The organism is Rhizobium sp. AN5 (assembly GCF_900215255.1).
Taxonomy (GTDB): domain Bacteria; phylum Pseudomonadota; class Alphaproteobacteria; order Rhizobiales; family Rhizobiaceae; genus Agrobacterium; species Agrobacterium tumefaciens.
In genome coordinates this window covers 677389-700581 of record NZ_OCMJ01000004.1, presented here as the reverse complement: position 1 = coordinate 700581, position 23193 = coordinate 677389, and the positions used below count along the sequence as shown (strand labels likewise).

Here is a 23193-nt window from a genome sequence, read left to right as displayed (position 1 = left end):
AAAATGTCAGGGTTCGGGAAAACGGAAGACGCCGGCAATACGTCGCTTCCAGCCGGGCACCAGAGCTGAGCGCACCACTGCCGCCTGTTCATAGGCATGGATGAAATGCTGCGGCCCGGCGAGAATGCCGAGATGTTTCGCCGCCGCATCTGCCCGCCAGCGGAACAGCAGCAGGTCGCCCGGCATCGCCTCTTCCATATCAGGCACCGCCGAAAAATAACGTTTGGCGGCATCCAGCAACCGGTCCTCGCCGCCGCGCTCGGCCCAATCTGATGCGTAGGGCGGCGGCAGTTCCGGTTCCTCGCCGTAAAGCGAGCGCCAGATGCCCCTGACAAGGCCGAGGCAATCGCAGCCAACGCCTTGCAACGACGCCTGATGCCGGTAGGGCGTGCCGATCCAGCCTTGCGCCAGCGCCAGCACTTTTTCTGGGGTACCACTCATGGAAACAGCGCCTTGCCGTCATGGGTCTGGCCGCCGCTGGCGTAGGAATAGGCGAAATCCGCCCCCGGCAGATGCGGAAAGCCACGAAAGTTCAGGTGATTGGCGAATTTCGCCTTGCAGGTCGCAAAACTCTTGTCGCAGCCGGCGATGACGGAAAAAACATCACCCGGTTGCGGCGGTTGCTCCGGAGCGAGCCACAAGGACAGAAGCGTGCCGCCATCGCGTTTCTCGTGGCCGTCGAGATCGAAACCCTTGCCGGCAAGTTGGCCGCTCAGAAACTGCAATTTCCCACGGCTGAAGAAACCATCGGCGAAAACGTCCAGCCCTGTCACCAGCAGGTTGCCCGCCGCATCCACGCCCGCAACGCTGCCGGTGCCGGTGAATCGCTTGAGATCGACCCCGCATCGCCGATCACCAAGGGCGGCATCGCAACGCCGCCCATAGACCCTGCCCTGCGGCTGGGAAAGACGATGGGCGATGCTGCGCAGCTCAGCGCGAAACGCCCCGCCCGCCCGTGTCACCTCACCGATTTCGCGCATGTTCAGCAGTACATGCTGTTCCGGCACCTGCCAGTTGACGAGGTAGAGCGCCACCTGCGCACCATCGAAACGTCCGGCGGCCAGATCGCTTTCGGAAATCACCTCACTGGAAAAGCCGCCCGTCACGTCGCCCGCACTCGCGCCAAGTCCGGCCTCGCTGTCGCTGTCACTCGCGCCAAAGCCGCTTGCGGCCAGATAGGCAGTACCGGCTAAGGAAAGGGTCTCGTCATGGTCGGTGAAACCGATGACCTCGCCGTCCTTCAGCGTCACTTTCCAGCAATGGCAGGTGGTCGTGGCTTCGCCCGCCAGATGTTCGGCAAAAGCGGCAGGAATGGTCTTCATGGCAGGATTTCCATCAATGGAATGGAGGGAATGCGGCCCGCCTCGAAGGCGGTAAGGTTCACGTCGATGCGGTCGATTGCAAATCGCACCGGCACGTCGAATTCGAAACCGGCCCGGATTGCGGCACCGGCAGGCGGCGCCTTACCGGCGCGAAACGTCACCGTACCGGTCGCATGGTCGACCGAAAAATCCGACAAGACGGCTTTCACCCCATCGACTGAGATGATGACCGAAGCCTCGACCGGCTTCTCCACCCGCCGGGTGAAAGAACCGCCCGCATCGACATAGGTCTTCACCAGCTGAAAAGCCGTCGTCGTACCGTCACCGGTGCCAATCTTCTGGTCGCTTGCATCAGGTGCCTGGCCCGGCGGACATGATTTGAAATCCATCGGGTCGCGAAACCGAAAACCATGGAGTTCACCGCGCCGCGCCTCGAAAAAGGACAGCACCTCGTAAAGATCGGCAACGGAGCGAATGCCCGATCCCGCGTCATAGGCGCGTCTGGCATTCTTCCAACGCTGGTTGCGGTTCTCCCGCCCATTGGAGAGGTTGACGATATCGGTTCTCCTTACCGGCCCGCCGCTCACGCCAAGCGCCAGCCTCAGCGGAAACCGCACTTCATGAAATGCCGCCATGTCGTTGTTCCTGGATTCGTTTTGATAGTCTGGGAAAGATGGAAGGATCACGCTCGAAACAGAGGTCGTGCGGGGAGGAGGTTCAATCCGTCACAGGCCGCGCTGGCCACGCCCGACGCTGCGCGCCAGCATGGCGGCGATCTGGCCTTCACTTTTTCTGAAGCTCGCCGCATCCGTCGCCGTCACATTGAAAACGATCTGCGCGCCGCCGCCACCCGCCGGTGCGGCAACACCGAGCGCCCCATCCGAACCACGCTTCAGCGGCAGGATCGCCTCGGCACCCGCTTCGCCCATCAGGCCAAGCCCGCCGCCCATCGGGAAGAAGGCCGGGCTTGCGACCACACCGCCGTCGGCAAAGGGCGTGATGCTGCGTCCCGGCACCCCGCCATCGGCAAAGGCAAATAGCGAACCGCCGCCATTCAAAAGCCCGCCCACGGCATTGCCGATCATGTTCTCAAGCGGCTTCAGCCCGGCGGAAAGCGCAATGCCGGAGAGCCGTTCGCCAAGCCCGCGCAACACTTCATCCAGCCCCTTGCCGCCCGTCACCGCGGCCTGCATGGCAGAAGTCAACGCCGCCCCGAACCGCTCGGAACGCCGTTCGAGATCACCCATCACCTCCGAGAGCGCTTCCGCTTCCTCGCGACTGTCCACAATCGATCCTTCGCCTGCCATCACGCTTGCCTTTCTGATTCAAAACGGAGCCGTAGATGTTTGAATTGCCTGGTCGTTTTCACGAAAGATATACGTTCCCCAAAATAGCAAACCACGCTCACCCATCCGGAAACCGCCGCATCATCGCATCCATCGCCGGGCGGTCGAGGGTGTGGAAAGCGGGGCGGATGCCGCCGGTCATGGCAAAGAATTCCCTTGGCGTCAGCCGCCAGAAGGTTTCGGAGGAAAGCCGCAGCAGGTGGAAGCCGGTGTGTATTACCGCCTCCCAGGGAAAAGGACGCGGCGTCAGATCGCCCACCTCACCTGCTGCGGCACTCAGGGGTCCGGCGGCGTGCCCCTCGAACCGGCAAAGGTGGCTGTCAGGAGATCGGCGACGATGGCGGCGTGGCCGACAACGCCGCCTTCCACCGTGGCTGCGGCCACGTCTTCATCGGAAAACACGTTGCCCGCGCCGCGCAGACCTGCGCCGATCACCCGTATCATATCGGCCGCCTTCATACGTCCGGTTGCGAAACGTTCGGCGAGCGCGGTGAGATCATCGGCCTGAAAGGCGGTTTCGAGTTCGGCTAGAGCGCCGAGCGTCAGGCAAAGAACGCGCCTTTCGCCATCGATCAGCGCCTCGATCTCGCCGCGATGGCGGTTCGCCCGCCCGTAACGTAGCCCTTGCGGCATCACAGTGCTCCGAAATTGAGGAGACCGGCCGATTCCAGCGCGGTCTCGAATTGCACTTCGCCATCGTGGCGACCGGAATATTCGAGCGCCACGATCTGGAACGGCCCGGTGATCGTGCCAAAGTCAGGAATGACGATCTGCCAGCCCGGAATGGAGCCGGCGAAAAATGCGCCACGCACCAGCGCATCGCTTGCCTGATCCTTGAAGATGCCGGACGCCGTCAGCGACGCCCGCTGCACGCCGGCGCCGGCCAGAAGCTCGCGCCAGCGCCCGGCGCTTTCGCCGTCGGTAATATCGACCGCCTGCGCGTTGAAGGCCAGACGCTTGGTTCTGAGCCCCGCCACGGTCACATAGGAGCCGGCGTTGTTGAACTTCAGCAGCAGGTCCTTGCCCTTCTGCGCCACCATGGTGTTCTCCCTCTCGTTTCGATTGATGTCGTCTCGTTTGATGTTGCCGGGTCGCAACTGGCCTGCTACCAAAAGCATTCCCGCATCTCGCACCCGCGATTTTCATCATGTCTGAAGCCACCCCCTTCACGTCTCGCGCGCGCCTTATCGGCGTGCTTGCGGTTGGGCAGGTCGTCAGCTGGGGCACCGGTTTCGACATGCTGGCCATACTGGGACCACGCATCGGACAGGAACTGGCCATCGCAAACGAAGTCGTTTTTGCCGGTCTCACCGTCATGATGACGATCAGCGCCCTCTGCGGCCCGCTTCTGGGAAGAACGCTGGTGCGCCGTGGTGCCGCCCCCGTTCTTGTGGCGGGTTCGTTGCTGTTCACGGCGGGTTTTGTCGTGCTCGCCTCTGCGGGCGGCGTGATCAGCTATGTCCTCGGCTGGGTCGTGATGGGTCTGGCCGCGACCTGCGGCCTGACGACGGCGGCCCATACGGCTGTGGTAGAACGTGTCGGCGCGGAAAGTGGCCGATCGCTGACGCTTCTGATGGTGTTTACCGGGCTTTCGGCAGCCGTTTTCCTGCCCGTCACCACCGTCGCAGATCAGCACCTGGGCTGGCGCGGCACCCTTTTAGTATATGGCTGTCTGCAGATATTCCTGCTTCTGCCACTCTATGTTTTTGTCCTTCCCGGACGAAGGACGAGCAATACTCCGGGGACTTCGAAAACCGCTGCGGTCTCGACATCGCCTGTCGATACGCGGCGCGCCTTTCTGCTTCTGGCGGCAATGACGACGCTTAGCGCCTTCACAGCCTTTGGCTTTTCGCCGCTCCTGCCTCTGCTGCTGGTCCATGCCGGCGCATCGCAATCGCTCGCCGTGCAACTGGCGGCCGTGCGCAGCGTGCTTGCGATCATGGCGCGCGGGTTGGATTTTCTGCTTGGAAAACACGGCAACCCTTTCGTCACCTGCATGATCGGCTTAGCTATGCTGCTCGCATCCTTCGTGCTGTTGCTCGTTTTTGCCCCGGCCATGCCCGCTTTCATCGGTTTCATCATTTTCTTCGGCTTTGGCGCGGGCGTGCTCACCGTCAGTCGCGCGGTGTTGCCGCTCGCGGTATTTTCACCGGAACAATATGGCCTTCAGGCCGCGCGTATCTCCCTGCCGCAGAACCTTGCGATTGCCGTGGCGCCCGTCATTTTCACGCTGGCGCTGGATCGCGGCGGAGTGGCGGCCATGCTCACCATCGCCGCCGTGCTAATCAGCATTTCGTTTCTGTTGCTGATCGTGCTCTGGCGCACCGTGCGCAAACAGAATTCCTGAACCGACACTATTCCGTTACCGCCCTGAAACGCATTTCCGCGAGGAAGTTCCGTGTCTTCGGCTCGCGCCTCGAACGGCTGGAGAGAAGCTGCAGATTGACGAGTGAAATACCGACAAGTGGAAAGGCGGCATCGTCGAGCAGGGTTTTCACCCGCCCGGCAATCTCACCCGCGCACCTGCGGCCATTGGCATCGCTCCAGATGTCCAGCGACAGAAAATGTTCTTCGGCCTTTTCCGTCGCCGTCGAGTAATCGCGGCTTTCAAGTTCGCCGATAACGATCAAGGGCAGGACGGCGCGCGGCAAAAGCCGGTCGACGATACCGCCGGGGATAAGCGCCATCAGAGCAGCGTCGCCGGAAAGTCTTGCAAAAATCGCCTGTAAAAGCACATTTGCGGCACTCACGGGCTTTCCTCCTCACAGCGGCAGACGATGAAACGGCGGGTCTCGTCCGGATCCATCACGGCCCGGATCGCCAGAATGCGCCGTCCCCTGCGAAAGCGCATGCCGGCGGCAATGTCGCTGCGCCAGACCAGCCAGACGCGGTGGGTAATTGTTACGCCGTCAGCCGAGGCCCGCTCATAGGAGGCATTCGAAACAGGTTCGATAGCCGCCCAGAGCGAACGCAGGAAACTCCAGCTTTCCGCTGCCCCACCCTGCCCGTCCGGTGCCTCGCTGCGCACCTCCAGCTCCAACCGCGCCGTCAGCTTGCCGGGGTCGAGAAAAACGAGGTTCATGGCTCAGAGCCCCACACGGCAGAACGGCGACACCAGCCGCTCGTAACCGGCCGGAACCGCTGCGGGTTGATTTTCCAGAGCAACGGCACCGCGGAAGGCGAACATCTGGGCCACATGCATCAGCATGGCGCGTTTCAGCGTATCGGGCACATCGGTTCCCGCCTCACCGTAACCGGCAATGAAGTCGATCTCGATGCCGTTCATCACCCGTCCGGGGGCTGGCGGGTCGCGCAGCCACAGCCGCGCCGGGCGCGCCTCGCCGTCAAGCAATCTGTTGGCGGCTGTGATGTCGGCCGCGCGCCCTTGACCGTCAAAAACCAGAATCGTTTCGATGGTTTGCACCGGTCCCTTACCAATCAGAATCATGCCACTCGGCGGCCACCGGTCGAGATAGAGCCGCCAGGTCTGGCGTATCAGGCAAAGTCCCGTCGTACGTTCCAGATGCTCGCGGGCGGTGCGGATCAGCGCAGCAAGCAGCGCATCCTCTTCGCCGCCGTCGAGACGCAAATGCGCCTTCACCTCGGCAAGCGTCAGCGGCTCCGCCTGCGGCGGATGAATGAGGGCATAGGTCATGGGGTCTCCGGAGATGGGACAGAAAGAATTCCGGCTGAAAGCGTTTGGCGAAAATGTAGCATCTGCACGCCGTCACCCCCGACTTGGTCCGGGGTGACGGGGAAGATTGTGGTCAATTCACCCCGAACTTCACCAGCTTGATCGCCTCGAAGTTCTGCACGCCGCCGCCCACGCGCTTGGTGGTGTAGAACAGCACATAGGGTTTTGCCGAATAGGGATCGCGCAGGATGCGAACGCCGGTGCGGTCCACCACGAGGTAACCGGCGCGGAAATCACCGAAAGCGATGGCGAAGCTGTTTGCCGCGACATTCGGCATGTCTTCGGCCTCCATCACCGGAAAGCCCATCAGCGAGGCGGGCTGCCCGGCGGCAGCGGGCGGATGCCAGAGATAGGCGCCGCTGGTATCCTTGAAGCGGCGCAGCGCCCCTTGCGTCTTGCGGTTCATCACGAAGTTGCCGTTCTGGCGGTGGCCTGCCTTCAGTCCATAGACGGCATCCAGCAGCACATCCATTGGCCCCGCGGAGGCGAAGCCACCCGCAACACCGGTGGCGACATAACCGATATTGCCCCAGCTCCAGCTGTCATTAGCGACGGCCGTATAGGAGAGGAAGCCCTTCGGTTTGTTGGTGCCGTCGCCGGTGATGAACGCCGCTGCCTCCTGTTCGGCAAAGGCAATATCCACTTCCGAGGCGATCCAGGCCTCGATATCCACGGCCGCATCATCCAGCAACCCCTGGGTTGCGGCAGGCATGGCGTAGAGTTCCATGGTCGGGAAGGAAAGTTCGGAGAGCTTCGGTGTCGTCGTCTCGGGGCGAGCCGCCGTTTCAGAGACCCAGCCGGTGGCAAATCCGCCCGGCGAAAACGGTTTCTTCAGCACGGCAGTGGAAACCTGCCGCACGGTCGCCAACGACCGGATCGGTGAAATCGCCGTCATGCGGCGGCCGATCTCGCCATCCGTTTCGGTGGGCAGCAGATAACCGCCATCGGCGCCTGTCGATCCGGCAAAGGCCTTGGCCTCCAGATCGCGCAGCGCGCCCTCCTCACCCCGGCGGATATAGGCCTCGAAGGCGGCCTTGTGCTCATCCGTATCGAGGGAATGCGCCTGCTTGCGGCCGAGCGCCGGGCGCGCTTTCTTGAGCGCCAGATCGTCCATGATCTTGCGGTTGTCATCGAGCGCCTTGTCGATGCGGTCGAGCTTGTCGCGGGTCACGACGTCGGACCCCATCTTGCGTTCGATATCGGAAAGCCGCTGGTCGTTTGTGTCGCGGAAGGCCTCGAAGGCTTCCATGAACTCGTCGAAGGCCGCCGTCATCGTATCGGGCACGGCCTTCACCTGCGGCGCAACCGTCATTGCGGCCGGTTTTGTCATCTGGTCTGTCATGTCGCCATCCTTGTTTTCGGAAGTGTTTGGGAGGAAGTCAGCGTTTGAAGGCTGTGTCGAAAAGCGAACGCGCCGCGCGGCGCATGGTGCGCACCAGCTCGGTTTCGCGGTCGCGGAAGAAGCGGGCGTGTTTGACATCCGAGACCCGCGCGGACGGCAGCATCGGAAAGGTCACCACCGAGATTTCCCAGAGATCGGCCTCCAGAATGCGCCTGACGCCAGAGCGTGCCGCCTTGCCGGAGCGCCCGTCCTTGCTGGAACGTACCGTGCGAAAACCGATCGAAAGCCCGTCCAGCGCGCCTGTCTTCATCAGCGAATGGACCTCTCGCGAGCGGGCGACGCCGGGGGCGAGAACACCTTCCACGTAAAGCCCGCGCTCATCCTCGCGGATGGTGCGCCATGCGCCGATCGGCTCGGCCGGATCGTGCTGGTAGAGCATCCGGATACCGCCCGCACCGCGTTCCTCGATGGAGCGGCGGAAAGCGCCGCGCTCGATCACGTCGCGGCCGAGATCGACCTCGCCGAAGACGCTGGCATAACCGGAAAACGTGCCGTCGCCAGCTATGCCGCGCAGTTCCAGATTGGCGAATTTGCGCGTGGCGGGGCGCGGCCCGCGATAGACGTGCATGGGAAACTCCTGCGATGTGAAAAGGGGGTGCCGCGTGGGGGCTAAGCGCGCGGACGGGCGTTGTAACGGTCGGCCACGCGCACCAGCAGGCCAAGCCCCCACCAGGCCACCATGCTGGCAGCGGCAGAGCCCGCCACCATGATTTCCCGGCCTGAAAGCGCGCCGGCAATCTCGAGTTGCTGCACGATCCACAGGCCCACGGGGCCGCCGAAGATCATGCCGCAGGAGACGCCGGTCACGAAACGGCTCGCCGCCTCGCGTTTGCTTTTCGGCAGGAGGTAGACGAGCGACACACCCGCGCCTGCGACGGCACCGGTGATGCGGGCGGCCCAGATGCCGCCTTCATTGGCGAATTCAGACATGGGTAATCATTCCGGTTTAGGATGTGAAAAATCGGGCAGACGCGCCGCGTCGCCCGCAGGTCGGGTGTGCAGTTTCAAAACGCCATTTCGCGAGTCTTCAGAATCGCTTGAACGGCGAACCTCACAAAACGATTCCGCTGGTTCAGAAGTTGGTCGAAGACGCGGTCCGGTGGCTCAAGCACGGTGGCTAATACCCCACAGCCTCCCGCTTTTCCTCGTCGGTCAGAAACGATGCTGCGCCGATCCTTGTCCACAGCGCGTCCCGCTCACCGGCAAGCCCGGCGATCCTGTCGAGATCCGGTTCCAGCCGCAGCCCGGAGCCGAAAATCGGTGATAGCCACCCGCAGAGCCGTGCCGCCGTGCGGTTGACGAGCGGCAGCACGGTGAGACGATAAAAAGCGCGGTTTGCCTCCTGGTAATTGGCATAGGTATTGTCGCCGGGAATGCCGATCAGCATCGGCGGCACGCCGAGTGCAAGCGCTATGTCGCGAGCCGCACCGTTGCGCGCCTCCAGAAAATCCATGTCGCGCGGCGAAAGCCCCATGGCCTTCCAGTCGAGACCGCCTTCGAGAAGAAGCGGCCGGCCTGCATTCATCGCGCCCTGATAACCTTCCTCCAGCTCGCGCTTCAGCCGCTCATATTGCTCGGTGGAGAGATTGCCACCCTCCTTCGGCTGATAGACCAGCGCACCGGAAGGGCGGGCGGAATTGTCGAGCAGACGTTTGTTCCACTGGCTTGCGGCATTGTGCAGATCGAGAGCCGCGCCCGCCGAAGCAAGTGGCGCGAACCCGGCCCGATCGTCCAGCGGATGAAAAAGCTTCAGGTGCAGCAGCCCCAGCCCGTCACGTTCAGCGGCAATGCGCCTGATGGCGCGGCCTTCGGCACGATAATCGTAACCCACGGGCCAGCCATCCGCGCCTTCGATGATGCTCACCCGGTCCGGCCGCAGAAGATGCAGCTCGCGCAGTCGTTCGCCGACCACTAGCGGTTCGATATAGGCGTTGCCAGCCAACATCAGATGGCCATACAGCGTCTCGAAAAAATCCGGCCCACCCATATGAGCGCTCGGCTTGCCTAAAAGTGCGAGCAGCGGATGATCGCCGATCTCCTCATCGCCATCGTAAAGCAGCCAGCTCACCGATGCGGAGGCTTCTGCCACCATGCGGGCGGCGCGGTGCGCTACGGGGTTTTTCATGAAGCCCTCGCGGGCGAGTGCGGCATAGGAGCGGCCGGTCCAGAATGCCTGCCCACCCTGCGCCGCAACCGCCATGAAGCCGCCCGCCGCTGTCTTGCGTTCAGGCACGGCTCTGCCATCCGCCGGGCGCCGCCACGGCAGGAAAAACGGAAATCGCATTGAATTGTCCTTGTTTTAATGCGGGCTCAGTTTCCCGCCAGGCCCTCATCCCCGTGCTCGTGACGGGGATTCAGCCAGCCCAAGTCTTTGGGCTGAAAGCACTCTTTTCGCCGCGCAGACGCGCGTCGGCTGGATTCCTGTGACAGGCTCAGGAATGAAGGTGGAGGGCCCGAGTCCCGACGAAACTTACCGGATTGGCGCTTTCACTGCCGTATCGCTGTTGAAATCAGCGGCAACACGCGTCTCGCGCAGCGGCTTCACCGTACGCGTCGAAAGATCATAAGCGGGGTCGGCCTTGTAGGCCGCGAGCGCCGCCTCGTTTTCGAACTCGCCATAGACGATGAAATCGACCGAATTGCCCCATTGGTCCTTCTTCACATTCTCGCCGATTTCCAGCTTCAGCGAATGCGGTATCGCGGTAAGGCCGGAAAGCCCCTTGCGCACGGCGTCGCGGTTTTCCTCGGGAACGGTGAAAAAAACGATATGGCGGATCAAGGTGTCACCTGTCATGCAAAATTCGAATATGGCCCTTGCGGCGTTTGCTAACGGGTTATCATCTGGCCCGCGCCGGTTCAATCCGCGCCGCCAAAAGGGCGCGATGAAATGCCCGGCCGTAGTCCCCGACAAGCCGCGCCCGGTCGCGGCCATTGATGATGGCGCGCGCACCCTCCCAGTCCTCACGCTCGCCCTCGAAGACATCGGCAAGCTTCCGGCCGGTAAAGCTGCCGGCTACCATGCCGTGGATCAGGATCGCGGTGGCCACATCCGGTTCCATGGCGCGTTCTGGGCGCGCCAGAAGGTCTACACCGATCAGCTGCGACATGGCCTCGTAATTGCGGCGATGCGTCAGTTGCACGAAACCGCGCCCGAGCCAGCTTTTGCCGTCGGCGTCTGGCCGCCAATACGGTTTGCGCACCATGGGCAGCCCGCCTGCCGCAAAGGCCCGGTCCAGCCTTGCGATCGCCTCGGCATCGTTTGCCGCCAATGTCTCGCGCACCGGCTGCATGGTCGCAGCCGTCTCGTGAAAAGTGGTGGCCAGCATGTAGGCGAGCCAGCGGGGATCACCGCCCGGCAGGGCCTTGCCAAAGCCGGCCAGGATCGTCTTGGTCCCGGCAAGCTGTGCAGCTCGCAGGCGACCACCGTAGATGGAAATTCGCACCGACGCGAAGAATCGCGCCTCTTCATAGGCCATAGCCGGCTCCTGAAAATCGGGGGCGATATCACCCTCGGGTTTTTCCACATGACGGCCGTCAGAACTAAATCGATTTGAAAAAATCCTAATCGATTTTAATCCGCTGACCGGGGTTTTGAGGTAAAAAATTCCTTGAGTTGCGGAACCTTAGCGCGCTAACTCCATTCACCGCGCACTTCCGCAGCGTTGACCATTCAAGGAGGAATGCCACCATGACAGCGACAATCCCCCAGACCGTTTATGACCGGCTCGAAAACGAGTGGCGCCAGATGCGCGAAACCGGTTCTCAGCCAAAACCCGCGCAGTCTCCGAAGAAGTAGCATCTGCCAGGCGCCCGATTTTGGACGTTGACGGTGCCGAATTTCTTCTCCCCGCCGGGGGAGAAGAACCAATATGCATCGGCTAGATAGGCAATTGGCTCTCATTCATGGGGCCAACAATCGCCGATATCACATCCCGCGCACCCTCGGCTCGCTCGCCACAGTCGTCGTCAACGCCGTTATTGCCCACACCAGCGCATCCAGCCGGTCGGGCGAGCGTCCGGATGAAAGACCGTCGGGTCCGAAATCCGCCATCTGGTCGGTTAGTTTTTCAAACCGTGCGGCGTGGCGCACCCTGCCCTGTTCGTAAAGTGCCGCCACCGGCTCGGCGCGGGTGAACTTACCCCGGCTTGCACGCACCAGGGTCAGCGGCAGGTTGGCGTCTATGCTCTGCAACATTGCGCGCACCATCTCGCCGCCCTGATTGACTTCGGCCACCACCCGGTCGGCCTCATGACGGCGAACGGCAGCGACAACGGCGCGCGCCCAGCCGGCCGGTGTTTCACCTTCCACCGAACAATCCGCAAGCACGACCAACTTGCCTGATATGCCAAGCCCGGCCGCCACGATGCCGCAGCAGGAATTTTCACCGATACCGGCGGGCGGGTCTACCGCGACCACGATCCGCACCAGCGGCTCATGGTCGGTTTCCACAATCGCTTCCAGATCGGCGCGTTTCCACAGCGCGCCTTCGCGCTCATCAATCAGTTCGCCACCGATTTCCTGACGCCCCAGCCGCGTGCCGCCGTAACGGTCGTGCATGGCTTTCAGGAAACCCGGTGAGAGATTTTGCGCATTCATCGCCGTCGGCATTTTGGCCACCCGGCTCGAAGGGTCGGCGAGAAGCGCCTTCAGGAGCGGAAGGGGCCGTGGCGTCGTCGTCACCAATTGCCGTGGAGCCTCACCCAGACGCAGACCAAATTGCAGCATGTCCCAGGTTTCCTGCGGATATTTCCATTTTCCAAGTTCATCGGCCCAAGCCATGTGAAATTGCGGGCCGCGCAGGCTTTCTGGGTCTTCCGAGGAAAACACCTGCGCCATAGCACCGTTTGGCCATATGAGCCGGCGGCGCGATACCTCGAAGGCGGGGCGGCAACGACGGCGGGCGATACGGCAGATGCCGGAAATGCCGTCGATCATCACCTCACGGGCATCCCCCAGCGTTTCCGCAACAAGCGCGATGCGCAAATCAGATTGCTTGTCGGCGGACGCAATCCTGTGCACCCATTCGGCCCCGGCGCGGGTCTTGCCGGATCCGCGCCCGCCGATCAGAAGCCACGTCCGCCAGTCACCTTCAGGCGGCTGTTGCGGGAGGTTACCTATGAAACGCCAGTCGCGCAGAAGGGTGAAGACCTGCTTCTGCAGTTGGGGTGCGCTCGAAACATCCGTCATGTGTCAGCTTCTGCGGATGTGATGCGGGCCAGATCGGCCTCCAGCCTCGCGCGGCATTTCTGTTCCGCCAGTTCGTCGATGCGTTTGAGGAAATGCGCCACCGCCACTTCGTAATCTTCGGTATCGGCTTCGTCCTCACCGGCAAGAGCTTGCCTCTCTTCTGCCAGCACGCGTTGCAGGGCGTCGATCCGTTCCAGTGCGCGCACGATCAGCGAAAGCTGGTCCGTTGCGGCCTTCACGTCGGCGCGCGCCTGTTTGCCCGAGGCATCCTCCACCGTTGATAAAAATGCCGCTTCGCTTGTCTGCCGCAGGTTGCGGTACATGCAGAACTGTTCGCGCATCTCCACCGTCAGCTCGTTCAGCAATTGCCGCAGATTGCCATTGCGCGCCGCATCTTCGGCAGCCAGCTTGTCGGCCCGCGATTTTATCTCAGGTGCGGCCTCCAGCCTGCCCTCGTTGCCATAGGCGCAGCTTTCCTGCCAGACGCCGTGGAGCGCCAGATCGCAATTGCGGATATTTGCCATGAGGTGGACCTGCGAGAGAATGACGTGTCGCGGAAAAAGCATCGGCTAAACCGACCTTTGCCGCTCAGCCGCAAATCTCCGACTGTGACCTAAACCTATCAAACCACCGTCACGCTGTAAAGGATTATTTTCCTATAATTGTGATTTTTATCCTTGTAACAGGGTTTGCACCCTCGCCCGGCGCATACTACACTCGTGCGAGACGGCGGGAAAAAGGGGCAAGTCAAGTTGTTGAAACAATGGGTTGGGCGGTTGTTTGCGGGTCTTTCGGCAACCGGCATCGTCTTTGGCACTATTCTGTTCTGCGCTTCGCTCACGCCGTCTCTTCTGCCGCGCACATGGCTGATGCAGGGTGTGCTGTGCGGATTTTCCTTTGCCATCGGTTATCTGATCGGCGTGGCGCTCACCGCCATCTGGACCTATCTGGAATTGCCCCACCCCTCGCGCCATAACCGGCGCAGCATCCGCTTTCTCATCGCCCTTGCCAGCGCGATAACGGCGATCGCGTTTCTTTGGCAGGCGAAAGACTGGCAGAATTCCATCCGTATCCTGATGGAGCTCGATCCGTTGCCCAGCGCCCACCCCACCAAGACCGGCGGCGTTGCGGTGCTGGTCTCCGCCCTCCTCATCGGCGCTGGACGGCTTTTCCAGCTCATCCGGCGATTCTTCTCGGTGCGCAGCCGTCACTTCCTGCCGCGCCGGCTCGCAAATGTCCTTGGTATCGCCGCCGCCATCGTGCTGTCATGGATGCTGCTGAACGGTCTGATCTTCGATATCGGCCTGAAGTTTGCCGATTCCTCGCTGAAACAGGTGGATGCGCTGATCGAGCCGGATGTACCGCGCCCTTCCGATGCGCTCAAAACCGGCAGCAGCGCTTCCCTGATGACATGGGAATCGCTTGGCCGCAGAGGCCGCGAATTCGTGGCCGGCGGGCCGGAGGCACAAGAGATTTCCGCCTTCACCCACCGCCCTGCCAGGGAACCGCTCAGGGTCTATGCAGGCCTGAATTCTGCGGCAACGCCCGAGGAAAGGGCAGCACTTGCGCTGGACGAGCTGAAGCGGGTTGGCGGGTTCGAGCGCAAGGTGTTGCTGGTCGTCATTCCCACCGGCACCGGCTGGATCGATCCGGAAGCGCTTGATACGGTCGAATATCTGCATGACGGCGATATCGCCAGCGTTGCCGTGCAATATTCCTATCTTTCCAGCTGGATCGCGCTTCTGACCGAACCGGATTACGGTGTGGAAACGGCGCGCGCGCTGTTTCAGGCCGTCTACGGTTACTGGACCACACTGCCGAAGGAAACGCGCCCGAAACTCTATCTGCATGGGCTGAGCCTCGGTTCGCTGAACTCGCAGAAATCATCCGATCTTTACGACGTGCTCTCCGACCCGTTCCAGGGTGCGCTGTGGAGCGGTCCGCCCTTTTCCAGCCCCACATGGCGCATGGCCACCAATGGGCGGGTGGCGGGTACGCCGGAATGGCTGCCGCGTTTCCGCGATTCCTCGGTCATCCGCTTCGCCAACCAATATACCACCGCGCATATGCCTGATGCGAAGTGGGGGCCGATGCGCATCGTCTATCTGCAATATGCCAGCGACCCGATCACCTTCTTCGAGGCCGCATCGCTTTACCGGCGACCGCAATGGATGGTTCATCACGGCCCTGACGTCTCCACATCCTTCCGCTGGTTCCCCGTCGTGACCCTGCTGCAACTCGGTCTTGATGTTGCCGCCGCCACCACGGCGCCGATCGGTTACGGCCATGTCTATGCGCCGGAGCACTATATCGATGCGTGGATGGAGGTAACCGCACCGCAGGGCTGGAATGCGGATGATATCCAGCGGCTCAAGATGTTGTTCAAGGCCCGCCGCGGCTCCACCGATCCGGCGTGACGCGACGGGCGTGTCGTTTCTGAGCGTCAGTCCTTCAGCGCGGCCACATGCTCGGCCACATAGGTTTCCAGCGAGCGCGGTGCGTGGCCGGTCAAAGTCTCGACATCACCGGTGACCGCCGACGTCCAGCCTTCGCGCACCGGATAGAAGATCGACGCGAGGAAGGCGGCGTAATCCTTCGGAACGCCAGCGCCGGTCAGAATGCCGATGAAAACATCGTCCGAAACCGCGCTATAGCCGACCGGCTTGCCGATGGCCTGCGAGATGATCGCGGCCGCCTCGCCGTAACCCAACGCTCTCGGCCCGGTCAGGTTGAACGCCTTATTGTCGAAAGCCGTCGAGGTCAGCGCTGACGCTGCACTGTCGGCGATATCGCGCACGTCGATGAAGCTCGACTTGCCCTCGCCTGCCGGCACGGCGATCTGGCCGTGTTCAATGCCGGCCTTCCAGTAGGTGTGGAAATTATCGGCAAACCAGTTGGGGCGCAGGATGACGTAAGGCGCGCCGGAAGCGATGATCTTCAGTTCCACCTGGCGATAGGGAATGGAGTCGTCGGCATCGACGCCGAAGACGCTGAGGAACACGATCTTCACCTTCCGGCGGGCAGCTTCCTCGACAACCGGCGTCAGCGCGTCGATTGCATCCAGACGCCCGCCAGCCAGGATCAGAAACAGACGATCAACGCCATCGAAGGCACCCGTGTAGGTCGAGGCGTCGGTATAATCGAAGCGCACCCCTTCCGCGCCTTCGGCTGCCTTGCCGGTGCGCGAGGCCGCTTTCACGCTTTCGCCCTTGGCCAGAAGCGCCTTTACCAGCGGCGTGCCGATGGTGCCGGTGGAACCGATTACGAGTATCTTGCCAGTCATCTCAAATCTCCGTAGTATCCAATAGAAACCATGTTTCGAAAACATACGTACTGCGTATTCGAAATCAGGAAAAGAGAGCACTTTCCGGTTATTTGGTATCCTCAAGGAAACCGACCCGGCCTTTTGAGAACGGGATGAGACCCATGGAACATGTCTATGACGTTTACGAGGATCGCTGCCCCACACGCATGGTGCTGGACAGGATCGCTGACAAATGGGCGTTGCTGATCCTAGACAAGCTGCGGGTGGACTCGGTGCGCTTCAACCTGCTGCGGCGGGAAATCAAGGGCATTTCGCAGAAGGTTCTGTCGCAGACGCTGAAAAAGCTCGAGCGCGACGGCCTGATTTCGCGGCAGGCCTTTCCGACGGTGCCGGTCACGGTCGAATATTCCCTGACGCCGCTCGGGCGCACGCTGACCGACACGGTTGCGGCACTCGCCCACTGGGCGGAGGGCAATATGGACGCGGTGCTGGCGGCGCAGAAGGCTTATGACGAGAGGGGTGGGTAGGGTAAGGCAGACCCCCGCCTTCCTGATTCCTGTGCTTGTCAAAGGGATGAGGGAGACGAGAGCATCGCGCGCACTCGTCCACCTTTCGCCCTGCCACACCCTCCAACGCCTACCGCGAAATCCGCGTGGAAAGAATGATCGACGATAGCGTGCGTTCCACACCGTCCAGCGCGCCGATCCTGTCGATCAACCGGTCAAGGTCCAGAATGGAAGGTGCTGCCAGAATGGCGATCAGGTCGAAAGTGCCGCTGACCGAATGCAGCGTTGTCACCTCCTTGATGGCGGTGAGCGCCGCCGTCACGCCGGGCAGCGCCTTTGGCCCGATGGTGATCAGCACATGGGCGCGCACCAGCCCGGAAAGATAGCTTTCCGAAAGCCTCAGGCCATAACCGGCGATCACCCCTTCGGCCTCGAGCCGCTCGATGCGGGCCTGCACGGTGGTGCGCGAAAGGCCGAGTTTGCGGGCCAGTTCCGCCACCGGCATGCGGGCGTTTTCGGAAAGCAGGGCGAGCAGCGCCCGGTCCTTGTCGGCAATCGTCATAATGACCAATCCTGTCGTCTAATTGTCCAATATTAACCCGCTATCCGCACATAGTGAAGCTGCGAATCGTCCAAAAAAGCTGGCATTCTGTCTATGAAGCGCATCCGGTGCGCAGAGGCATATAAATTTACTGCGGGGAACAAAAACATGAAAAACATCGTCGTCATCGGCGCGGGCAATATCGGTTCAGCCATCGCCTGGATGCTGGCTGTCACCGGCGATTATCGCATCACGGTTGCCGATCGCTCGGCAGACCAGCTGACGAATGTGCCGGCGCATGAGCGCGTCGATACTGAAATCGTCGACATTGGCGACCGTCCGGCGCTGGAAGCGCTGTTGAAAGGCAAGTTCGCCGTGCTTTCCGCCGCCCCCTTCCACCTGACGGCGGGCATTGCGGAAGCTGCGGTTGCCGTCGGCACGCATTATCTCGATCTGACTGAAGACGTCGAATCCACCCGCAAGGTCAAGGCACTGGCGGAAACGGCTGAGACCGCGCTCATTCCACAATGCGGCCTCGCCCCCGGTTTCATTTCCATCGTCGCCGCAGATCTCGCTGCCCGGTTCGACAAGCTGGACAGCGTGCGCATGCGTGTCGGCGCGCTGCCGCAATATCCGTCCAATGCGCTCAACTACAACCTCACCTGGAGCACGGACGGGCTGATCAACGAGTATATCGAGCCCTGCGAAGCCATCGTCGAAGGCCGCCTCACCGCCGTTCCGGCGCTGGAAGAGCGCGAGGAGTTCTCGCTCGACGGCGTGACCTATGAGGCCTTCAACACCTCGGGCGGCCTCGGCACGCTATGTGCGACGCTGGAAGGCAAGGTGCGGACGATGAATTACCGCACCATCCGTTATCCCGGCCATGTCGCGATCATGAAGGCGCTTTTGAACGACCTCAACCTGCGCAACCGCCGCGATGTGCTGAAGGACCTGTTCGAAAACGCCCTGCCCGGCACCATGCAGGACGTGGTCATTGTCTTCGTCACCGTCTGCGGCACCCGCAACGGCCGTTTCCTGCAGGAAACCTATGCCAACAAGGTCTATGCGGGCCCCGTTTCCGGCCGGATGATGAGCGCAATCCAGATCACCACCGCAGCCGGCATCTGCACCGTTCTTGATCTGCTTGCGGAAGGCGCCCTGCCGCAGAAGGGGTTTGTCCGGCAGGAAGAAGTCGCCCTGCCGAAATTCCTGGAAAACCGGTTTGGAAGATATTACGGCGCGCATGAGCCGCTGGCCCGGGTTGGGTGAGTTAAGGGGAGCAATCGGCCCCGACACCGTCATCCTCGGGCTCGTCCCGAGGATCTGCTAACGTCTCACGAAATCGATAGGTCGCAGATGCTCGGGACAGGCCCGAGCATGACGGCGAGCGGCGGAATGCCGCACCCAAATCACGTCCCGCAAAAGGTCCGAAACACCTTCTCATCGCTCATCGGCGGCTGCATGTAGACGAAATTGTCCGGCCGTTCCTCAAATGGCGTGGCAATCGCCGCCAGCATGGCGTGGAACGGTTCGAAATCGCCGTCCTCCACCGCCGCCTCGATCAGTTCCTCGATGCGGTGGTTGCGGGGAATGATGGCCGGGTTGACGGCGAGCATCGCCCGCGACCTCTCGGAGGCAGAAACTTCTTCCCGCCCGGCCCGCTCCCGCCAGCGTGCAAGCCATCCATCCGCCGCCGCGATATCGATGAACATGCCGCGAAACGGCTCGGCATCGCCCTCTACCGCGTGGGAAAGACGCCGGAAGGTCAGCGTATAATCGGCTTCCGATGCCTGCATCAGCGAAAGAAGCGCCTGCACCAGCTCTATATCGCCCTCCTCTTCGCCCGTCAGCCCGAGCTTTTCTCGCATGCCGGCAAGCCAGCGCTTGGGAAAGGCGGCCGCGAAATCAGCGAGCACGGCGTTTGCGAGTTCGGCTGCTTTCTCCACTTGAGGGTCAAGCAGCGGCAACAGGCATTCCGCCAGCCTTGCAATGTTCCATTGGGCGATGCCCGGCTGGTTGTTGAAGGCGTAGCGCCCCTGTGCGTCGATGGAGGAGAACACCTTGTTCGAATTGTATTCGTCAAGGAAGGCGCAGGGACCGAAGTCTATCGTCTCGCCGGAGATCGCCATATTGTCGGTATTCATCACGCCGTGGATGAAGCCAACCATCATCCAGCGGGCGATGAGTTCGCACTGCCTCTGGGCGATGCCCTGCAACAGGGCGAGATAGGGATTGTCCGCGTTTTTCACTTCGGGATAGTGGCGGTCGATCACATAATCCGCGAGATTTCTGATCCCCTCTTCATCCTCGCGCGCGGCGAAGAACTGGAAGGTGCCGACCCTGATATGGCTTGCCGCAACACGGGTGAAAACCCCGCCCGGCAGACCCACCTCGCGCTGCACCCTGTCACCGGACAGGACGGCGGCGAGCGCCCTTGTCGCGGGAATGCCGAGCGCGAACATTGCCTCGGAGACGACATATTCGCGTAGCACCGGGCCGAGCGCTGCGCGCCCGTCGCCCCTTCGCGAAAACGGCGTCGGGCCGGAGCCCTTCAACTGGATATCGCGGCGTTTTCCGTTTTTGTCGATGACTTCACCGAGAAGAATGGCGCGGCCATCGCCGAGCTGCGGCACGAAACCGCCGAACTGGTGGCCGGCATAGGCCATGGCCAGCGGCTCGGCCCCTTGCGGCACCACATTGCCGGAAAAGATCGCCGCCAGCCTTTCGTCGTCGAGGCCTGAGACGTCGAGAAGAAGCTCGTCTGCCAGCGCGCGGTTGAAGGCGATGAGGCGTGGCGCCTTCACCGGCGTCGGCAATACGGCGGCGCTGAACCTTTCCGGCAGGCGGGCATAGGAATTGTCGAATGTGATCACGGGTAAACTCCCTGCTTTTGCCTGATATGGCGCTTTTTCCGCCCGGTTGCGAGGGGTGAATAGCCACAATTACGGGAAGCCGCAGCGAAGTTTGGAAAAATCAATTTGAACTACAGGTATATTTAAACATACAAACATCCAATGAATGAGCCGCAGTGCAAGCAGGATAAATTCGTGCCAGAGTTCCCCTATGACGACAGTGAAATGGGCGAGGCCATCCGCCGCTTCGACTGGGCGTCGACAAGCACGGGACCGATAGAGACATGGCCGGTATCGCTCAAAGCCACCGTGCAAATGATCCTAAAACAAGGTCATGCGATCTGCCTGTTCTGGGGTCCTGACCTGAACATCATCTATAACGATGCCTACCGGCCGCTTCTGGGGCTGAAGGAACAGGATGCGCTCGGCAAGCCGTTTCACATTCTCTGGTCCGATGTCTGGGACGATGTCAAACCGTTCGTGGACGCAGCCCTTTCAGACAGGGGCACATTTGCCGAGGACTTGCACCTCGTCATGGAGCGCAACGGCTATCCCGAGGACACCTATTGGACCTTTTCCTACAGCCCGCTTTATGACGATGCAGGCAAGGTGGCTGGATTGATCAACATCACGGTGGATACCACGAACAGCGTCCAGAGCCGCAGCCGGGAAGAGGTTCTGCGGCGCGAACTCGTCCACCGGGTCAAGAATACGATGGCGATCACTACGGCGGTCGTCAGCGCCACCCTGCGCCACTCGCAGACACTTGAGGATGCGCGCGACACCATCAAAAGGCGTATCGCAGCACTCGGCAACGCCCAGAACCTCATTCACGCTTCGGGAAAGGGGGCCAGCATCTCCGCGCTTGTCCGCGATTCCGTTTATCCGCATCTTGACGACAAGGCGCGCGTAACGATTTCCGGACCGGACATGGAAATCGCGCCGCAACAGGCGCTGGGCCTGTCTCTGGCCATTTATGAACTGGCCACCAATGCGCTGAAATATGGCGCACTTTCCAACGAGAGCGGCAAAATCGAAATCGTGTGGACGCTGGACGAGGATGACCACTTCGAACTGCGCTGGCGCGAGACGGACGGACCTGCGGTCAGGACGCCGACGCGTACGGGTTTCGGCTCGCGGCTGACCAACCAGATCGTTGCGGCTTACTTCTCCGGCGAAGGCCGCACCTTCTATCATCCAGACGGGCTGCTGTTCGAGCTGGATGGCAAATACGAGGCTGGCGACGGTGAAACCTCTGGCGGTTGAACTTTCTTTCGTCCCATTCGTTGCGTTTCCTGAACCAAAGTAGCCGCAACGAAAGGAACGGGAATGACCGTCGTTGAAGCCGTAGCCGCCGAGCCGGAAAGCGCAATCCGCATCCTGCACACCGATCTGCCTGTTAACGCCACTTTCCATGTGTGGCTGAAGGCGAAAAAACCGGCGGAACCCGGCGCCGTCTCCTTTTCCAATGCGAATGGAAAATTCGCTGAGGTTTCAAGCCTCAACACGGAAGAGTTCGGATTTAGAATCTATCAGGTGTTCGGCGGCGGCCATGTGGAACTGAGCTACGACACCGTTACCACAGCCGTTTCCGTCATCTACTGGTTCACCGCCGCCGACGTGCTGGAAACCGGCATAACCGTCGTCCATACCAAGCCGGACAATGCCGCACCGGAATTGCCTGACAGCTACCACTTCCGCCCGCCCTTCGGCTGGATGAACGATCCGAACGGCTTTGGCCGGTTCGAAGGCCGGCCGCATCTGTTCTACCAGCATTATTCACACGGGCTGCGCTGGAACACCATGCATTGGGGCCACGCGGTTTCCTCCGACTACCTGCGCTGGCGGCATCTGCCGATCTTCCTCTTCCCTTCCGAGGACCTGACGACGCGGCCGGACAAGCGCGGCGGCGCCTATTCCGGCTCGACCATTCCTTTGGTCGAAGGTTCGGGCATCCGCGTGTTCTTCACCGAGCAGGTGCAGGATCGCATTCCCGAACAGCAGATCCAGCTCACCGCCACTTCTTCCGATCTCATCATGGCCGGACAGGCCGAAGTCATTCTCGGCCATCGTCCGGACGGACAGGGGCTGACGCCGGATTTCCGCGATCCTTACGTCTTTCGCGGCCCGGATGGACTTTGGAAAATGCTGCTCGGAAGTCAGAGCGACGGTGGCGGCGTCATCCTGCTTTACGAGACGCTGGACCCGACGGCGGCGTCAGGCTGGACCTATGTGGGCAAGCTTTGGGTGGAAACGCGCTACAAGACCACTGCCATTGAATGCCCCTGCCTTCTGCCCCTCGACGGCCCGGCCAATGCCCGCTCCACGCGCTGGGTTCTGGTCTATGGGCTGATGCATTCCGAAGACCCTGAAACCGGCCGCAAGAACCTGACCATGGCAGATGTCGGCTGGTTCGACGGCAAGACTTTCACCAAGGAATTCGGGCAGGAGCTGGATTTCGGCACCGACAATTACGCCTTCCAGGCGTTTCTGGATGGCGACAGCATCATCGGCATCGGCTGGCTCGCCAATTGGGCGGATGCCAATCCGGAGATCGATTTCCCGACATCCATGACGCTGCCGCGCCGGATCCACTATTCGAACGGCGAGCTACTGACCCCGCCCATCGGTGCGGCGGAAAGCCTGCGAAGCCATATTGTCGATCGCACGCGGCTGGCGGCCGGTGAGCGCGTCACCTTCATCAACGGTGCGGTGGAGATGCTGATCGAGCTTGCCTCGCCCGGCGCACCGTTCGAGCTGGTGCTCGATCATCCCGTGGTCACACTGGGCCTCGTCGCCGATGAAACGGGTTTGTGGATCCGCCACGAGGACGGGCGCGATGGCCCCTCGCCGCATTATATCGCCAGAGGAGCACGGGCCTCGCACATCCGCGTCTTTCTGGACTACGGATCCATCGAGGTGTTCGCCAACCGGGGCCGGTATGTGGGCACAAAACGCATAGAGGGTTTCGAACCCGTGCGTTCGGCGCTTCTCAAGGCCGCGCCGGGGGCTGTAGTGCATGCCACCAGCTGGGCGCTGCGTCCGTGAGGAACCTTTTGGCGGATCTGCTGTTGATA

Annotated in this window: 27 protein-coding genes; 6 read left to right on the top strand and 21 right to left on the bottom strand. The window is 61.6% G+C overall.

From position 1 onward, the window contains the following. Positions 1–6 precede the first annotated feature (6 nt). From CRP02_RS15840 to CRP02_RS15810, 7 genes are all read right to left on the bottom strand, one after another. Complete coding sequence (locus tag CRP02_RS15840) at positions 7–441, bottom strand: NlpC/P60 family protein (RefSeq protein ID WP_097171688.1); 435 nt, start codon at positions 439–441, stop codon at positions 7–9. After that, positions 438–1322: a DUF2163 domain-containing protein gene (locus CRP02_RS15835; RefSeq protein ID WP_097171687.1), complete on the bottom strand. Its 885-nt coding sequence runs from the start codon at positions 1320–1322 to the stop codon at positions 438–440. Before CRP02_RS15835 ends, CRP02_RS15840 begins: the two co-directional genes overlap by 4 nt. After that, positions 1319–1957 (bottom strand): TIGR02217 family protein, encoded by a 639-nt coding sequence (locus CRP02_RS15830; protein ID WP_097171686.1) that lies wholly within the window; start codon positions 1955–1957, stop codon positions 1319–1321. Before CRP02_RS15830 ends, CRP02_RS15835 begins: the two co-directional genes overlap by 4 nt. A 90-nt stretch (positions 1958–2047) precedes the next feature. Further along, positions 2048–2629, bottom strand: a complete 582-nt coding sequence (locus CRP02_RS15825; protein WP_097171685.1) for a phage tail tape measure protein — start codon at positions 2627–2629, stop codon at positions 2048–2050. A gap of 97 nt (positions 2630–2726) precedes the next feature. Beyond that, on the bottom strand, positions 2727–2948 hold the full coding sequence (locus CRP02_RS15820; RefSeq protein WP_013635743.1) for a rcc01693 family protein: 222 nt from the start codon (positions 2946–2948) through the stop codon (positions 2727–2729). Further along, positions 2945–3301: a gene transfer agent family protein gene (locus CRP02_RS15815; RefSeq protein WP_097171684.1), complete on the bottom strand. Its 357-nt coding sequence runs from the start codon at positions 3299–3301 to the stop codon at positions 2945–2947. Before CRP02_RS15815 ends, CRP02_RS15820 begins: the two co-directional genes overlap by 4 nt. Further along, positions 3301–3708, bottom strand: a complete 408-nt coding sequence (locus CRP02_RS15810; protein ID WP_097103217.1) for a phage major tail protein, TP901-1 family — start codon at positions 3706–3708, stop codon at positions 3301–3303. Before CRP02_RS15810 ends, CRP02_RS15815 begins: the two co-directional genes overlap by 1 nt. A 107-nt stretch (positions 3709–3815) precedes the next feature. Here CRP02_RS15810 and CRP02_RS15805 point away from each other — a divergent pair, with 107 nt between their 5' ends. Continuing rightward, positions 3816–5015: an MFS transporter gene (locus CRP02_RS15805; protein ID WP_179784038.1), complete on the top strand. Its 1200-nt coding sequence runs from the start codon at positions 3816–3818 to the stop codon at positions 5013–5015. 7 nt (positions 5016–5022) lie between these two features. Here the strand turns inward: CRP02_RS15805 and CRP02_RS15800 are convergent, their stop codons facing one another. The 11 genes from CRP02_RS15800 to CRP02_RS15750 form a co-directional block, all read right to left on the bottom strand. Continuing rightward, the gene (locus tag CRP02_RS15800; protein WP_097171683.1) at positions 5023–5418 is read right to left on the bottom strand and encodes a DUF3168 domain-containing protein; all 396 of its coding nucleotides are present in this window, start codon (positions 5416–5418) and stop codon (positions 5023–5025) included. Then, positions 5415–5750: a phage head closure protein gene (locus tag CRP02_RS15795; RefSeq protein ID WP_097171682.1), complete on the bottom strand. Its 336-nt coding sequence runs from the start codon at positions 5748–5750 to the stop codon at positions 5415–5417. Before CRP02_RS15795 ends, CRP02_RS15800 begins: the two co-directional genes overlap by 4 nt. Before the next feature lie 3 nt (positions 5751–5753). Beyond that, positions 5754–6323: a head-tail connector protein gene (locus tag CRP02_RS15790; protein ID WP_097171681.1), complete on the bottom strand. Its 570-nt coding sequence runs from the start codon at positions 6321–6323 to the stop codon at positions 5754–5756. A 112-nt stretch (positions 6324–6435) separates the two neighbouring features. Continuing rightward, entirely contained in the window at positions 6436–7704 is a 1269-nt protein-coding gene (locus CRP02_RS15785) for a phage major capsid protein (protein ID WP_097171680.1), read from the bottom strand. A 37-nt stretch (positions 7705–7741) separates the two neighbouring features. Next, complete coding sequence (locus tag CRP02_RS15780; RefSeq protein WP_097171679.1) at positions 7742–8332, bottom strand: HK97 family phage prohead protease; 591 nt, start codon at positions 8330–8332, stop codon at positions 7742–7744. 41 nt (positions 8333–8373) lie between these two features. Then, positions 8374–8694, bottom strand: coding sequence for a DUF6107 family protein (locus CRP02_RS15775; protein WP_003512100.1), 321 nt, complete (start codon positions 8692–8694; stop codon positions 8374–8376). Positions 8695–8881: 187 nt separating this feature from the next. Continuing rightward, complete coding sequence (locus CRP02_RS15770; RefSeq protein ID WP_097171678.1) at positions 8882–10048, bottom strand: phage portal protein; 1167 nt, start codon at positions 10046–10048, stop codon at positions 8882–8884. Between the two features lie 186 nt (positions 10049–10234). Then, on the bottom strand, positions 10235–10558 hold the full coding sequence (locus tag CRP02_RS15765; protein WP_323455371.1) for a Dabb family protein: 324 nt from the start codon (positions 10556–10558) through the stop codon (positions 10235–10237). Positions 10559–10601: 43 nt separating this feature from the next. Then, positions 10602–11240 (bottom strand): glycoside hydrolase family 19 protein, encoded by a 639-nt coding sequence (locus tag CRP02_RS15760; RefSeq protein WP_097172799.1) that lies wholly within the window; start codon positions 11238–11240, stop codon positions 10602–10604. A 449-nt stretch (positions 11241–11689) separates the two neighbouring features. Further along, complete coding sequence (locus tag CRP02_RS15755) at positions 11690–12952, bottom strand: DNA-packaging protein (RefSeq protein ID WP_179784037.1); 1263 nt, start codon at positions 12950–12952, stop codon at positions 11690–11692. Beyond that, the gene (locus CRP02_RS15750; protein WP_097172797.1) at positions 12949–13476 is read right to left on the bottom strand and encodes a hypothetical protein; all 528 of its coding nucleotides are present in this window, start codon (positions 13474–13476) and stop codon (positions 12949–12951) included. Before CRP02_RS15750 ends, CRP02_RS15755 begins: the two co-directional genes overlap by 4 nt. 252 nt (positions 13477–13728) lie before the next feature. Here CRP02_RS15750 and CRP02_RS15745 point away from each other — a divergent pair, with 252 nt between their 5' ends. Then, the gene (locus tag CRP02_RS15745) at positions 13729–15369 is read left to right on the top strand and encodes an alpha/beta hydrolase (protein WP_179784154.1); all 1641 of its coding nucleotides are present in this window, start codon (positions 13729–13731) and stop codon (positions 15367–15369) included. A gap of 26 nt (positions 15370–15395) precedes the next feature. On the opposite strand, the gene CRP02_RS15740 is transcribed toward CRP02_RS15745, so the two are convergent. Beyond that, positions 15396–16235: an SDR family oxidoreductase gene (locus tag CRP02_RS15740; protein WP_097171676.1), complete on the bottom strand. Its 840-nt coding sequence runs from the start codon at positions 16233–16235 to the stop codon at positions 15396–15398. Positions 16236–16378: 143 nt separating this feature from the next. Here CRP02_RS15740 and CRP02_RS15735 point away from each other — a divergent pair, with 143 nt between their 5' ends. After that, a complete protein-coding gene (locus CRP02_RS15735) occupies positions 16379–16744 on the top strand; it encodes a winged helix-turn-helix transcriptional regulator (protein WP_097171675.1) in 366 nt (121 codons plus the stop codon). Between the two features lie 109 nt (positions 16745–16853). Here CRP02_RS15735 and CRP02_RS15730 read toward each other — a convergent pair whose 3' ends face one another. Then, the gene (locus CRP02_RS15730) at positions 16854–17285 is read right to left on the bottom strand and encodes an Lrp/AsnC family transcriptional regulator (protein WP_003512084.1); all 432 of its coding nucleotides are present in this window, start codon (positions 17283–17285) and stop codon (positions 16854–16856) included. A 147-nt stretch (positions 17286–17432) separates the two neighbouring features. On the opposite strand from CRP02_RS15730, the gene CRP02_RS15725 reads away from it, so the two are divergent. Further along, positions 17433–18533 carry a saccharopine dehydrogenase family protein gene (locus tag CRP02_RS15725; RefSeq protein WP_097101957.1) on the top strand — a complete coding sequence of 367 codons (1101 nt, stop codon included), beginning with the start codon at positions 17433–17435 and terminating at the stop codon, positions 18531–18533. A gap of 140 nt (positions 18534–18673) precedes the next feature. On the opposite strand, the gene CRP02_RS15720 is transcribed toward CRP02_RS15725, so the two are convergent. After that, positions 18674–20134, bottom strand: coding sequence for a protein adenylyltransferase SelO (locus tag CRP02_RS15720; protein WP_097172796.1), 1461 nt, complete (start codon positions 20132–20134; stop codon positions 18674–18676). A 177-nt stretch (positions 20135–20311) separates the two neighbouring features. Between CRP02_RS15720 and CRP02_RS15715 the strand changes: the two genes are divergently transcribed. Both CRP02_RS15715 and CRP02_RS15710 read left to right on the top strand, forming a co-directional pair. Then, on the top strand, positions 20312–21382 hold the full coding sequence (locus CRP02_RS15715) for an HWE histidine kinase domain-containing protein (protein ID WP_323455370.1): 1071 nt from the start codon (positions 20312–20314) through the stop codon (positions 21380–21382). A gap of 63 nt (positions 21383–21445) precedes the next feature. Beyond that, entirely contained in the window at positions 21446–23164 is a 1719-nt protein-coding gene (locus CRP02_RS15710) for a glycoside hydrolase family 32 protein (RefSeq protein WP_097171673.1), read from the top strand. Positions 23165–23193 lie beyond the last annotated feature (29 nt).